12 protein-coding genes are annotated in these 13,187 nt (G+C 66.1%); 10 read left to right on the forward strand and 2 right to left on the reverse strand.

The window, feature by feature from the left end:
* Positions 1-149 precede the first annotated feature (149 nt).
* The 5 genes from ABWK72_RS17995 to ABWK72_RS18015 all read left to right on the forward strand — a co-directional run bounded on the left by ABWK72_RS17995 (position 150) and on the right by ABWK72_RS18015 (position 3,955).
* Positions 150-656 carry a ferritin-like domain-containing protein gene (locus ABWK72_RS17995; RefSeq protein ID WP_367870954.1) on the forward strand — a complete coding sequence of 169 codons (507 nt, stop codon included), beginning with the start codon at positions 150-152 and terminating at the stop codon, positions 654-656.
* A 192-nt stretch (positions 657-848) separates the two neighbouring features.
* Positions 849-1,055 carry a hypothetical protein gene (locus ABWK72_RS18000; protein ID WP_367870955.1) on the forward strand — a complete coding sequence of 69 codons (207 nt, stop codon included), beginning with the start codon at positions 849-851 and terminating at the stop codon, positions 1,053-1,055.
* Between the two features lie 34 nt (positions 1,056-1,089).
* On the forward strand, positions 1,090-2,679 hold the full coding sequence (locus ABWK72_RS18005) for an alpha-amylase family glycosyl hydrolase (RefSeq protein ID WP_367875355.1): 1,590 nt from the start codon (positions 1,090-1,092) through the stop codon (positions 2,677-2,679).
* A 16-nt stretch (positions 2,680-2,695) separates the two neighbouring features.
* Entirely contained in the window at positions 2,696-3,187 is a 492-nt protein-coding gene (locus tag ABWK72_RS18010) for a hypothetical protein (protein ID WP_367870956.1), read from the forward strand.
* Positions 3,188-3,466: 279 nt separating this feature from the next.
* Positions 3,467-3,955 (forward strand): hypothetical protein, encoded by a 489-nt coding sequence (locus ABWK72_RS18015; RefSeq protein WP_367870957.1) that lies wholly within the window; start codon positions 3,467-3,469, stop codon positions 3,953-3,955.
* Between the two features lie 286 nt (positions 3,956-4,241).
* Here ABWK72_RS18015 and ABWK72_RS18020 read toward each other — a convergent pair whose 3' ends face one another.
* A complete protein-coding gene (locus ABWK72_RS18020; RefSeq protein ID WP_367870958.1) occupies positions 4,242-4,697 on the reverse strand; it encodes a host attachment protein in 456 nt (151 codons plus the stop codon).
* A gap of 336 nt (positions 4,698-5,033) precedes the next feature.
* Complete coding sequence (locus tag ABWK72_RS18025) at positions 5,034-6,731, reverse strand: 4-alpha-glucanotransferase (protein ID WP_367870959.1); 1,698 nt, start codon at positions 6,729-6,731, stop codon at positions 5,034-5,036.
* 412 nt (positions 6,732-7,143) lie between these two features.
* On the opposite strand from ABWK72_RS18025, the gene ABWK72_RS18030 reads away from it, so the two are divergent.
* The 5 genes from ABWK72_RS18030 to ABWK72_RS18050 all read left to right on the forward strand — a co-directional run bounded on the left by ABWK72_RS18030 (position 7,144) and on the right by ABWK72_RS18050 (position 12,822).
* Positions 7,144-7,356, forward strand: coding sequence for a helix-turn-helix domain-containing protein (locus ABWK72_RS18030; protein ID WP_367870960.1), 213 nt, complete (start codon positions 7,144-7,146; stop codon positions 7,354-7,356).
* On the forward strand, positions 7,353-8,324 hold the full coding sequence (locus ABWK72_RS18035; RefSeq protein ID WP_367870961.1) for a hypothetical protein: 972 nt from the start codon (positions 7,353-7,355) through the stop codon (positions 8,322-8,324). The genes ABWK72_RS18030 and ABWK72_RS18035 overlap by 4 nt, the downstream gene beginning before the upstream one ends.
* Positions 8,306-9,322, forward strand: a complete 1,017-nt coding sequence (locus tag ABWK72_RS18040; RefSeq protein WP_367870962.1) for an AAA family ATPase — start codon at positions 8,306-8,308, stop codon at positions 9,320-9,322. Before ABWK72_RS18035 ends, ABWK72_RS18040 begins: the two co-directional genes overlap by 19 nt.
* A gap of 858 nt (positions 9,323-10,180) precedes the next feature.
* Entirely contained in the window at positions 10,181-11,461 is a 1,281-nt protein-coding gene (ltrA, locus tag ABWK72_RS18045; RefSeq protein WP_367870963.1) for a group II intron reverse transcriptase/maturase, read from the forward strand.
* A 179-nt stretch (positions 11,462-11,640) separates the two neighbouring features.
* Entirely contained in the window at positions 11,641-12,822 is a 1,182-nt protein-coding gene (locus ABWK72_RS18050; protein ID WP_367870964.1) for an exonuclease SbcCD subunit D, read from the forward strand.
* The last annotated feature ends 365 nt before the right edge of the window (positions 12,823-13,187 follow it).

Genomic DNA, 13,187 nt, shown 5'->3' on the forward strand with positions numbered 1-13,187 from the left:
GCACCGTCCCGTTGCATCTCGCATTCCCTACCCCGATAAAGGAAACCGCCAAACCGCGCCATTTCAACAACGCGCATCCGAGCGACCCCGGCACGCCTCCTGCGATTCCGGTTCCCCGGCAATTCCGCCGTCACAACCTCACATCCCCAATGTCGAAACTCACTTCACTCGAAACCCTGCTCGTGCAGGAAATCAAAGACCTCTACAGCGCCGAGACCCAACTGGTCAAAGCCCTGCCGAAAATGGCCAAGGCCGCCACCGACCCCAACCTCAAGCAAGGCTTCATTAAGCACCTCGAGGAAACCAAGGGCCACGTCGAGCGCCTCGATCAAGTCGCCAAGCTTTTGGAAGTCTCGCCCAAGGGTAAGGTCTGCAAGGCCATGAAAGGCCTCGTGGAAGAGGGCAGCGAAGCCACCGAGGAAACCGGGGAACCCATCCTCCGGGACCTCGCGCTGATCATCGCCGCCCAGAAGGTCGAGCACTACGAGATCTCCGGCTACGGCTCCGCCCGTACCCTGGCCGAGTGGCTGGACCGCGACGACATCGTCGCACTCCTCCAAGCCACCTTGGATGAGGAAGGTGCCACCGACAAGAAACTCACCGAACTCTCCGACCAACTGTGCCCTGCCGCCCAAGAGGCCGGAGCAAACGCGTGACGAGCCCCCCAGGTCCCCGGCGGATTTCGCGCGACCGTCCCGCCTAGCGACGAGTCGAAGCCTTCCGCCGGGGACCATATTTTTCCCCCACCCCGAAAACCTCGCAACAGGAGGGCGGCACGTCCGCTTTCCTGTTGCGGGATGAGGGGCTCCTCCGAGCCACCGTCAACCTTTCCCGCTCTCACCAATCCGATGCCCGCCCACTCCACCGAAGTCGACTTGGGAATCCTCGCCGGCTCGGACACCGAGTTCCGCTGCCTCACCCTCTACTTCATCGTCCTCGACCGCTTCGCCATCGGCACCCCCGACAAGGCCCGCGAGGACGACACCATGTTCGACCCCACCCACCAGGACTGGCACAAGTACCTGGGGCGGCGACCTCCAGGGCCTGCGCGATAAGCTCGGCTACCTCGCCTCCTTCCACATCGGCGGCATCTGGACCACGCCCCTCTTCGAGCAGGTCCGCACCATGGCCTGTGGCGACGAACCGCGCGCCCCCCTCCACGGCTACTGGACCAGCGACTTCAAGCGCATCAATCCGCGCTGGATGAACGACCCCTCCGAGAAGCGCCTCTTCTCCCGCGACGACACGACCTTCGACCACCTGTTAGAAGACATGCGCGGTCGCGACATGAGCTTCATCCTCGATATCGTCTGCAACCACAGCTCCCCGCAGACGGAGGACGGCAAGGGCAAGCTCTACGACGACGGCAAGCTCATCGCCGACTTCGATCACGACGAGGCCCACTGGTATCACCACTACGGCCCCACCCTCGATTGGGACGACGAGTGGCAGGTCCAGAATGGCGAACTCGCCGGCCTCGCCACCTTCAACGAGAACAACATCCTCTTCCGCAACCACATCAAGGAAGCGCTCACGCTCTGGGTGCAGAAGGGTGTGGACGCGCTCCGCATCGATACCGTCAAGCACATGCCCCTCTGGTTCTGGCAGGAGCTGATGGCGGACATGGCGGTCGTGAATCCCAGCCTCTTCCGCTTCGGGGAGTGGATCAATGCCCACCCCGAGAACGAGCGCTCCGTCGAGTTCGCGAACCAGTCCGGGATGAGCATCCTCGACTTCGGCTTCTGCCACGCTGTCCGCGAGGCCCTCGGCAAACACAGCGAGGGCGGCTTCCACGAGCTCCAGAAGATCCTCGATCTCGATGGCAAATACCACGGTGCCACCGAACTGGTCACCTTCTTCGAGAATCACGACATGCCGCGGCTCCAGTCCATCGGGGCCTCGGACCGCGATCTCGAACTCGCCCTCATCCTGCTCATCACCTCGCGCGGCGTGCCCTGCCTCTACTACGGCTGCGAGCAATACCTCCACGATGATACCGATGGCGGCGACGACCCCTACAACCGCCCGATGATGGCGCACTGGGAGCCCACCGAGGCGATCCGCCTGATCGGCATCCTCGCCGGGGAACGCCACGACAACCAAGCCATCCAATGGGGCGGCCAGTGGCCGAAGTTCGTGGACGCGGACTGCTACGTCTTCCTCCGCCGCTACCGCGATTCGCGCTGCCTCGTCTTCATCAACAAGGGCCCGGCCCGCGAGCTGGAAGTCGATAACCTCGAATTCCCCGATGGTGAGCACGCCTGCCTGTTAGACGGCAGCAAGATCGGCATCCGGAACGGCGTCGCCACCATCCAATTCCCGGAACAATCCGCCCACGTCTTCGCCGTCCGTGGTGAAGTGGTGGACTCGAAGGTCATCGTCCGCCTGCAAGTGAATGGCGCTCCCACCCAGCCCGGCGACCGCCTCGCCGTGATCGGCGATTGCCCGGAACTCGGCAATTGGGACCTGCGCGAAGCTTACGAGCTGGAGTGCGTGAACTCGAACACCTGGTTCGGCGAAGTCCCCTTCGATACCAGTGCCGGCCACCCCGTCGGCTACAAATACGTCATCTTCTCCCCCGACGAAAACGCCGGCCCGCAGCGCGAGAACCGCCTCGCCCGCCGCCGCCTGCTCATCCCGGAAGGCTGCGCGAAGTGGCGCGACCGCTGGGAGCAATGATTCACCCATCATGAACATGAACGACCGCCTCGAACGCTACCTCAATGACCACCTCGCCGGTGCCACCGGCGCGCTCGTCATGATCGACGACGTTACCGCCCGCCAGACTGATGCCACCGAAGAGCGCTTCTTTCGCGATCTGAAAAGCGCCGTCGAAGAGGACCGGCGGCTCCTCAAAAGGCTCCTGAAATCCGCTGACCTCAAGGAGAGCAGCGTGCAGAAGATGGCCGGTGGCCTCACCGCCCGCGCCGGTCGCCTCAAGCTGCTGTGGGAAGGCATGGATCCCGGCGAGCTCGGCATCTTCGAAGCGCTCGAAATGCTCGTCCTCGGCATCCAGGGCAAGCGCATCCTCTGGCTCATGCTCGGTGACATCGCCCCGCTCTTCCCCGAGTGGTCGGACGTCGATTTCCCCGCCCTCGAACGCAAGGCCCTCGCCCAGCGCGATGCCGTCGAACAGCGCCGCCGCAGCGCCGGCCGCCTCGCCCTGGCACCCGGAGCGCCCGTCTAGGAACGGTCCCCCAAAGGCCCGCCCCCAAGGACGGCTCTTCCCCTGGGAGCGCGGAGCCACCGGCCCGCAGGATGGTCCCTCGCTGCCCGCTACCTCACGCGCTGTGCATCGACACCGCCGCCCGCCCACGAACGGTCCCCGAAGGCCCGCCCCCAAGGGTACGTAGTCCCGCCTTCAGGCGGACGAAGCCACCCCCGCGGCATGCGACCACCGCGTGCCCCCGGGAGAGGCCACACCCGATCCCCCACCCGGCACACCACCCGCTAAAAGAAACGAACCATGAAAACCAAATCCCAATCCCAATCTCAAGGCACCAAGCCCAACGTCGAAACCGCCACCACCCATCCCGTCGGCACCGGCCTCGGAGCCGCCGCCGGTGCGGCCATGGGCGCTGCTGCCGGCAGCGTCGCCGGACCCATCGGCACCCTCGTCGGAGCTGCGGGCGGAGCCGTCGTCGGTGGCAGCATCGGCGGCGAACTCGCCTCGGCCTACAACCCCGAAGCGGAGGAAGCCCACTGGCGCGAAAAGTATCAGCACGAACCCTACTTCCACCGCGACTTCAGCTTCGACGACTACGCGCCTGCCTACCGCTACGCAGGTGAACGCTACCGCCGCGGTCTGAACTTCGAAGCTGCGGAGAAAGACATGGGCGAGGGCTGGGAAGCCTACCGCGGCAGCTCCCGTCTCGACTGGACCCGAGCCCGCGATGCCGCCCGCGCCGGCTGGGAGCGCCTCGACCAAGCGCCCGCCCTCTTCCCGCCCGCCTGAGGTTCAACAGGTGCAGGCCTGACGCGCCAGCGCCCGGGACCGCGGAGGCTCTGCCCCGCAGAAGCAACCGGGGCAGCACTACCGCTCTCGCGAGGATAGCGGAGAGCGACGTCGCTTGAGCTGCCTGCCTTTCCGTGTCGCGGACAACGGGGGACCATTCTGCGGGCCGGTGGCTCCGCGCTCCCAGCGGCAGAGCCGTCCGTGAAGCACCACCAGCACCCCCTCTTCAGCGCAGCGACACACTCCGATTGATGATTGAAAGATTAGTGATTGATGATTTCCCCCATCACCCCGCCCAAGCCGGCGCTGACGCCTTCTCAAACGCCCGCACCACATCCTCCGCCGGCGAGTTCACCAGGTCCCGCTTCACCTGCAGCGCCAGCGTCGCGATGTCCTCGCCGCTGAGGAAATCCACCACCGCCCCGTGGATCTCCGATGGTGCCGCCAGGCCCCAGCGCGTGACCTTCTCCTGCGCCAGGATCTCGCGGATCGTCTCCGAGATCTTGCGAAAGCAGCGCACCTCCAGCTCCGCCTCCAGCGGCATGCGCTCCGCCGCGGAGGTGCCGATGCTCCCCGTGTTCGGGAAGGCCCCGGCCTGGTCCGTCACGAGTTCGGAAAGCTTGCGATTGCCCTCTTCGAATTCCGCCGTCGCGATCGCCCGCGGACGGTCTTCTTCTTCATAGCGGTAGGCAATCAAACGACCGCGATCGGTCACGATGAGAACGGGTGGAAGTGTTTTCATAGCACCATCTCCTCTTGCAGGTTTCCTGCCATCCCTCCGCCATCATGCCACCGCCCTCCGCCGCCGCCCACCCATTGCAAATCACCACGCCTGCCCCCGTTCCCGGTGCAATCCGCACCCCTCAGCCGTGCCCGGTGGTCCGGCAGTCGCGCAGCGACCGTGGACTGCGCGCAGCCTGCTGCCGCTGTAGGCAGGCAGCCTGCTGCCGTGAAGCACCGGAGAGCTCCGTATCCCGCCCTCCGTCCGCGGCTCGCCACACCCGGTGCTTCGCCTTTGCAGCGTCCCTCGCAGCAGGCTGCGCGCAGTCCACGGCGGCTGCGCCGCGGCTCAGACGCCTCACCTCCCGCTCTCCCTCACCAACTCCGCCGCCTTCTCAATCCGCGCCCCGTAAACCGGATGATTCTCCAGCTCCCGCAGCGGCATCTCCAGCCGGTCGCTCCAAGTCCCCCGCCCATAACTCCCCGGCAGATTGAACCTCAACGGCACCCCCAACAAATCACTGCACATCAGCACCGCCAACCTACCGTTCGTCCGGAACAAGGCCCCCTGCAAATCCCCCAGCAACTCATCATCGAGCGCCTCCGGGAAATGCCCGTTGCTCCCCGCGAATTCCCGCAGCGCCGCCAGCTCCGATGCCTCCGCCCCATCCGGCTCCGCAGCAGCCGCTTCACGCAAGTGCAGATACAAGGAAGCCAGCGGTGCGTTGTCGTGATTCGCATAGGTCACCAGGCTCAGCTCGCGGAATTGATCCGGCGGCACGATCGCACCATCCGTGCCGCGCATCAGTTGCGGGAATCCCAGGTTCGCCAGCTTCAGATCCTCCAGCGCCCGGCTCATGTATTCCGGCATCTCGCCCATGATCTCCGCCACCAGATCCATTTCGCCCGCCGCCTCGATCAGCTGCCCGATGATCTCGCGTCCCTGCAGCTCGTTCATGCTCGCCCCCACCGGATCATCGTCCGACCCGGGCACGAAGCGCGGCAGCAGCCCGCCCGTCTTCACGAGCGCCTCTTCTTCTGTTAGACCCGAGAATTCCACATGCTTCGCCCCGCCCGCCCAAGGGAACATGTAGCCGCGGAAGTAGCCGCGCAGGTGATCGATCCGGCAGCCGTGGAAGAACTCCTTCTCCCACGCGATCCGCCCTCTCAGCCACGCGAATCCCGTCGAGCGGTGATTCTCCCAGCGATACGGCGGCAGCCCCCAGTTCTGGCCCCAGCGCTCCGAGTCTTTCGTCGTGTCGAAGTGCGCCAGAGGCCGCGTCCCCATGCTCCACTCCGTGTCGAAGAGGGAGGGATTCGCCCACACGTCCGCGCTGTTGATCCCCACGCCGAAGGACATCTCTCCCATCACCCGCACCCCGCGCTCGTCCGCATGCGCCCGCACCGCCTTCCATTGGCGATAGGAGATCCACTGGATGAAAGCGAAGCCCGCGCGCAGCGACTCGATGTCCTCGCGCCCCGGATACTGCAGCAGCCACTTCTCCGCCGCCTCGTGGTTGCGGTGCTCCGGCCGCCAGTCCGCCCACTGCGTATTCCCCTCATACTCGCGCACCAGCACCCGGTAGAGCGTGTAGGCCGCCAGCCACTCCGCCTGCGCCTCGCGAAACGCTTGAAACTCCGCCTGCAACTCCCCCGCATCCGTCTCCGCGAATTCGTAGTAAGCGGTTAAGAGGATCTGCGCCTTCAGTGGATTCACCGCCTCCTGCTTCACATTGCCCTCGCGCAACTGGGTCAGCCACGACTCCGGCGCGGACTGCTCCAGCATCGCATGCGTCAGCCCCGGCACCTCCGCCGGCGTCAGTGAAAGCAGCGCCGGCGAATGCGCCCGCGCGCTGATCGGATTGTAAGGACTGTGATCGCCGAAGGTTTCGTGGATCGGCAGGATCTGCAACACGCTGAAACCGTGCTCCGCCGCGAAGTCGATCGCATCCCGCACCGCCGCCGTATCCCCGATCCCGAAGTCGTGTGCGTGCCGCAGCGCATACACCGGCACCAGCAGCCCCGCCCTCTTCCTGTCCAGTATCGTCGCATTCATGGCTCCGCGTCTCCCTTTGCCCATCCCGTGCCAAGCTCCGCAAGGTGGTCCGGAAAAGGAGGTCCGGGAAAAGGAGGTCCGGGAAAAGGTGGTCCGCACAGTCCTCTGTGCGGCGAACGGTCCCCGACTGCCCGCCCCCAAGGGTACGTAGTCCCGCCTTTAGGCGGACGCAGCACCCCTGCAGCCGCTTCTCGCCACTAAGTTCCCATCCGAAATTCCAGATCTCAGATCTCAGATCTCAGATCCGAAATCCGAAATCCGAAATCCGAAATCTCAAATCCAAAATCTCAAATCCGAAATTCCAGATCCTACCGCCTCCCGCCTTCCCACTGATCACTGATCACTCGGCACTCTGTCTTCCCCCTCCCGCTGGCAGTAGAAGCCACCCGCCACATCACGCCATGCTCCACTCATGGCTACCACACCCCACCACAGCCCGCCACGCGCCGCCTACTCCTTCTCGGAAGTGGCCCGCATGATGGGCAAGGAACGCACCTGGATCTACCGCCAGGTCGCCGCTGGCAAGATCCGCGCGGTCACCGGCCTCGGCACGGCGATGATCCCCGCCGCCGAACTCGCCCGCATCCTCACCCCGCAGGGAAATGGAAAGGAGGACGCCCAGTGAGCGATGCTCCCGACCTCTTCCGTCAGGCCCGCGAGACCTACACCGTCCACGAGCTCTGGACCATGCTCCGTCTCCCCGGCGAGCCCCGCACGCACGGCAGCATGCACTCGCCCTTCCGCGAGGAGCGCCATCCCAGCTTCTCCATCTTCGACTCCGGGCGCGCCTGGAAGGACCAGGGCAGCGGCCTCGGCGGGGATGTCGTGGAGTTCGTGAAGCACGCCCTCGGAGCCGACTACCGCGAGGTCCGCGAGTGGTTCCAGGAACGCCTCGGCATCGACCGCATGGACCCGCCATTCCAGCGCCCTGCAGCCCCGCAGGCGCGCAAGGAAATCGAGTGGCCCGGTGAGTTGCTGACCGGCAATGAAGCGACCTGGCAGGCCTTTGCGGCCAAGCGCGGCCTCACTCCGGAGGGCGTCGCCTTCGCCGTCCAGCAGGGCTCGCTGCGCTTCATGAAAGTGGACGGCGCGAAGTGCTTCGTCATCACCGATGCCAAGCACCGCGCCGCCGAGATCCGCCGCATCGATGGCGGCCTCTTCCACGGCCGCAAGGCCTACCCCCTGCGCGGCGTCGACAAGAGCTGGACGCCCGGTCTCGCCATGGCCGCGCACGCTTCCCCGAAGGCCCGCATCCTTCTAACAGAGGGCGCGACCGATCACCTCACCGCGCTCGATCTCTACTCGGACTTCCGCGCCGCGGGCTTCGAGGACGAGTGGATTCCCTGCACCCTGCTCGGTGCCTCCTGCAAGACCCTCGCCCCCGAGGCCATCCCCTTCTTCCGCGGACGCAGCGTGAAGATCATCCCGGATGCCGACGACGCGGGCGACGCGATGGCCGGGCACTGGACCAAGCTCCTCGTCGGGCTCGGCTGCACGGTGGACCACGTGAAGCTGCCGCGCGGCAAGGACCTCACCGACCTCGCCCCCGAAATCAAATCCATCCAGATCTACCTGTGCTCCTCGAAACCGTAACCCACACCCCGCCTTCCTTCCCGATCCTCCGTGCCGATGCGCTGGGCGAATCGGTCGAGCCGGACGACTTCGTGGAAGGGCTTCTAACAGACGGCGGCGCGAGCCTCCTCTACGGCCCCTCGAACGTCGGGAAATCCTTCCTCATCACCGACCTCTGCGCCGCCGTCGCCGCCGGTCGTGCCTGGCGCTACGGGGAGATCGCCATCGAGCAAGGCGCGGTCGTCTACGTCGCCCTGGAAGGTACCCGCGGCCTGAAGAACCGCCTGGAAGCGATGCGCCGCGAAGGCCTGCTTGCCCCCGACGCGCCCTTCTACGTCTGCACCGCCCCGGTCTCCCTGTTAGAGCGTGACCACGCCGCGATGCTGGCCCGCTCGGTCAAGGAAGCCGCCCAGCAATCCGCGCTGCCCTGCCGCCTCGTGGTCCTCGACACCCTCGCACGCGCCATGGCCGGTGGCAATGAGAACGCGGGCGAGGACATGAGCGCCGCCGTCGCCTCCATCGATGCCGTCCGCGCCGCCACCGGGGCGCACGTCTGCATCATCCACCACTGCGGCAAGGACGAGGCCCGCGGCGCTCGCGGCCACTCCAGCCTGCGCGCCGCCGTCGATACCGAGCTCGAGATCTTCCGCCCCTCCGGCGAGCGCATCTCCACCCTCCGCGTCACCAAGCAGCGCGACCTCGAATGCCGCGACCCCATGCCCTTCTCGCTGAAGGTCGTCGAGCTGCGCATGGGCAGACGGGACAAGCCCGTGACCTCCTGCGTCGTGAAGCACGAGGACGAGATGATGGCGGGGCAGCCGGTGAAGAGAGGCGGCTCCAAGTGCACGCCGGAGGAGATGCTCGAATTCCTTCCCGCCGCTACCACACAGGAGTGGCTGGTGAGGGTGAAGGAAGAGACCGGCTTGGCGAAGACCCAGTTCTACGAGAACCGGGCGCTGCTACTGGCGCGCAAGCTCTTCCGCAGGGCGGCGGGCACGAACGAGTTGGTCCGTGAATGATTCCGCTTTTCCGGCATGTCCGGAATTCCTTTCCGGAATCTCCGGAATGTCCCGGGGAGTTTTTCCGGTCCTTCCGGTAGGTATATATACCGGAAGGACCGGAAAAACGGAATCCGCGGAGCAACGCCTTCACCAACGCGTGCCCCACCACGGACGGCTCTAACGCTGGGAGCGCGGAGCCTCTGGCCCGCAGAAGGGACCAGCACGTTGGTAGGCAATCGCGGGGTGGGAGCGGATAGCGCCGCCTCCTTCCTGCGGAGCTTCGCGTGACCACGGCAGCCGGGGACCACTCTGCGGGCCGGGTGGCTCCGCGCTCGTGTGCCCGGCATGGGCATGAACTAGTCAGATGAAACGAAATGACCGGGGTTAGTGACAACAACCGTAGCGAACGACAAGGCGGGTGCCGCGAGGCACTCAGCACGAAAGAAGTCGGTAGCAAAGGCACGACCGTAGGAACACGAACCGGCAGCGAGGCCGCGATGCGGGCGATAAGCGTGCGAGAGAACGCGAAATCCAACCGTCACCGAAAGACGCATCGGGTAGAGCCGGGCGGCACGGGCCGGAAGTTCATGCACCTTACCCGGGGAGATCTCCCGGACGAGAGTCCGGGAGGAGTCAGCAGAGGCCGTAGTAGTGTGGAAGGCCGTGAAAGCGGTTGGAGCGAAGGGCCGAAGGACCAACAGAAGGCGATCAACCGACGGACCAGGAAGGGGGACGCGTGTAGTCCCGCGAAACAGACCGGAGCGGCAACTGCGGCAGCTACCGGGACTGGCGGCGGGTGGAGCCACGGTGGATCCGTGGCGCAAGCCCGCCGCGCGGAGGCGAGCGTCCCGCGCCTGAGGAAGGAGGTGCAAGGAGATGCCTGAAGACCAACCAAGGGAAGCCACGCTGGAAGCAGTGCTGGCAGCGGAAAACCTGCGGGCGGCGTGGCTGGCGGTCAAAGCCAACGACGGCGCGCCCGGGGTGGACGGGATGGACATGGAGCAAAGCGCCCTGCACCTGCGCGGGCATTGGGAAGGGATGCGGGCCAAGCTGCTTGCCGGGGATTACGTCCCCGGGGCGGTGCGGGCCGTGGACATTCCCAAGCCCGGCGGGGGAAAGCGCCGGCTCGGCATACCCAACATTGCGGATCGCCTGATCCAGCAAGCCATCCATCAAGTCTTAAGCCCGGTGTGGGAACCGGGCTTCAGCGACCACAGTTACGGGTTCCGTCCCGGACGCAGCGCCCACGATGCGGTGAGAGCCGCGCAAGCCTTCGTCAAGGAAGGCAAGACGTGGGTGATCGACATCGACCTGAAGGACTTCTTCAACCGGGTCGACCACGACATCCTGATGCACCGCCTGCGGGGCAAGGTCGGGGACAAGCGGCTGAGGGCACTGGTCGGCGCGTATCTGCGCGCTCCCGTGCAGCAGCCCGGAGGCGGCAAGGACAAGCGCTGGAAAGGCGTGCCGCAGGGCGGCCCGCTGAGCCCCTTGCTGGCCAACATCTACCTCGATCCGCTGGACAAGGAACTGGAGAAGCGCGGCGTGAGCTTCGTGCGATACGCCGACGACATCGCCATCCATGCGTCCAGCCAACGCAGCGCGGAGCGCATCTACGGAAGCGTGGTGGCTTGGATCGGAAAGCACCTCAAGCTCGAGGTCAACCGGACCAAGAGCGGGACGGGACCCTGCGGGCAAAGCAGCCTGTTGGGCTTCCGTCTGTTTGAAGATGGCAAGGTGGGCATCGCCCCCAAGACCATCGGCAAGCTCAAGGCGAAGGTGCGCGAACTGTGGGAAGCGCGGCAGAGCCGCACCAGCAAGCAACTGCGCGGGCAATGGCAACGCTACATCCGCGGGTGGTGGAACTACTTCCAACTCGCCGGTTGGCGGCGGGAAGTGGAAGACCTCGGCGGATGGATCAGGCGCCACATGCGCAAATGCTTCTGGCAAAGGTGGAAGACGCCGCGCGGCCGCCTCAACGCGATGAAACGGCTGGGAGTCAAAGGCCGGGCCTTGGGCCAATGCTACAGCGGACGGGGAGCGTGGGCGATGAGCCTCCACCCGGTGATGCAGCAGGCACTCAAGAACCGGACCCTTTACCGGTACGGCTTCATCATCCCCTGGCAAGTCGCCGCACCATCCGCAGCAGGCGGGTGAAAGCGGCCGGGTCCAACCGCCGGATGCGGAAAACCGCACGTCCGGTGGTGTGGAAGGCCCGCGGGGCGCAATCCCCGCGGGCCCATCCGATCCAGGGGAAGAGCCGTCCGTTCTTCCACACGATTCCCGGGGGGTCCCGCATTGACTGTCCCACCCCGTGCGTGAAGATGGGCGCTTCCATGAGCCTCGTCTTCCTCCACACGGCCGATTGGCAGCTCGGCAAGCCCTTCGCGTCCACGCGGGACGAGGCGAAGCGGCACTTGCTGATGCAGGAGCGCATCCATGCGGTGCAGCGGATGGGGGAGGCGGTGAAGGCGTCGGGCGCGGCCTTCGTGGTGGTGGCGGGGGATCTCTTCGATTCCTCGCAGGCCACGAAGCCGACGGTGTCCGCGGCGTGCCAGGCAATCGGGGCGCTGAAGGTGCCGGTCTACGTGATCCCGGGGAACCACGATCACGGCGGACCGGGCAGCGTGTGGGAGCAGGAGTTCTTCCTGCGCGAGAAGAACGAGCTGGCCCCGAATCTACGCCTCCTGCTCAAGCCGGAGCCGCTGGTCACGCAGCACGCCATCCTCTTCCCCGCGCCGCTGCTGAGAAGGCACGAGTCGGGCGATCCGGCGGCGTGGATCCGGGCGGCGCTGGAGGACCCGGCGCTGCCGCAGGGCTTGCCGCGGATCGTGCTGGCGCATGGCACGGTGCAGGGTTTCGGGACGCAGGAGGCGGACGATGAGGACTTGCCGGGCACGGCGAACTTCATCGACCTCGCGCGGCTGCCGGGGGAGGCGCTGGACTACATCGCGCTGGGAGATTGGCACGGCACGAAGCAGATCACGGACAAGGCTTGGTATAGCGGCACGCCGGAGATCGACCGCTTCCCGCGCGGGGAGGGGAACCGGCCCGGATACCTTTTGAAGGTGACGGCGGGGCGTGGTACGATGCCTGTGGTAGAAGAGCTGCGCAGCGGTCGCTTCGAGTGGCGGGAGCTGGCCTTCCGTTTCCCGGATGACGCGAGTCTGGATCTGTTGGTGGAGCGCCTGGACGAGCTGTTAGGCCCGCGGGGCGGGGAGCATCTCTTGCAACTGCGGCTGGACGGCTCGCTGGGCATCGCGGCGGCGGAGCGCTTGAAGAAGATCTTGGAATCGCTGGAGTCGCGCTTGTTGCGCTTGAAGCTTTACGATCGCACGACGGTCGCGCCGACGGAGGAGGAGACGGCGGCGCTGACGAGGCGGGCGGCGGACCCGCTGATCGTGGCGGTGGCCGGGCAGCTCGGGATGCAGGCGCTGGGGGAGGATGAGGACGCGGTCTTGGCGAGGTTGGCACTGAGGGAACTTTACGGGGCGTTGGCGGGAGGTGCGGGGAGGTGAGTGATGGATATGTCAGAAAGTTGCGTAGCGACCGTGGACTGCGGCAGGCTCGTGCCGCTGTCGGCAGGCCGCCTGCTGCCGTGAAGCACGGGAAATCACCGTATTCTGCTCCGTCCGGGGCTCGTCACACCCGGTGCTTCGCCTTTGCAGCGCCCCTCGCAGCAGGCTGCATCGGGACAGCGGCAGCAGGCTGCGCGCAGTCCACGGCGGCGGGGCCGCGGAAGGCACCTTCCGGTGAAGTCCGCCTGAAGGCGGGACTACATACCCTTGGTGGCGGGCGATGTGGGTCGCTGCGCCCGACCGGTGCCCTCGCAGCAGGCTGCATCGGGACAGCGGCAGCAGGCTGCGCGCAGTCCACGGCGGCG

Source organism: Luteolibacter sp. Populi, from assembly GCF_040801775.1.
Lineage (GTDB): Bacteria > Verrucomicrobiota > Verrucomicrobiia > Verrucomicrobiales > Akkermansiaceae > Haloferula.

Coding starts and splice junctions, on each gene's coding strand:
- ABWK72_RS18015 (WP_367870957.1), top strand. CDS start 3,467: ATGAAAACCAAATCCCAATCCCAATCTCAAGGCACCAAGCCCAACGTC.
- ABWK72_RS18050 (WP_367870964.1), top strand. CDS start 11,641: ATGAGCCTCGTCTTCCTCCACACGGCCGATTGGCAGCTCGGCAAGCCC.
- ABWK72_RS18000 (WP_367870955.1), top strand. CDS start 849: ATGCCCGCCCACTCCACCGAAGTCGACTTGGGAATCCTCGCCGGCTCG.
- ABWK72_RS17995 (WP_367870954.1), top strand. CDS start 150: ATGTCGAAACTCACTTCACTCGAAACCCTGCTCGTGCAGGAAATCAAA.
- ABWK72_RS18030 (WP_367870960.1), top strand. CDS start 7,144: ATGGCTACCACACCCCACCACAGCCCGCCACGCGCCGCCTACTCCTTC.
- ABWK72_RS18020 (WP_367870958.1), bottom strand. CDS start 4,697: ATGAAAACACTTCCACCCGTTCTCATCGTGACCGATCGCGGTCGTTTG.
- ABWK72_RS18025 (WP_367870959.1), bottom strand. CDS start 6,731: ATGAATGCGACGATACTGGACAGGAAGAGGGCGGGGCTGCTGGTGCCG.
- ltrA (WP_367870963.1), top strand. CDS start 10,181: ATGCCTGAAGACCAACCAAGGGAAGCCACGCTGGAAGCAGTGCTGGCA.
- ABWK72_RS18010 (WP_367870956.1), top strand. CDS start 2,696: ATGAACGACCGCCTCGAACGCTACCTCAATGACCACCTCGCCGGTGCC.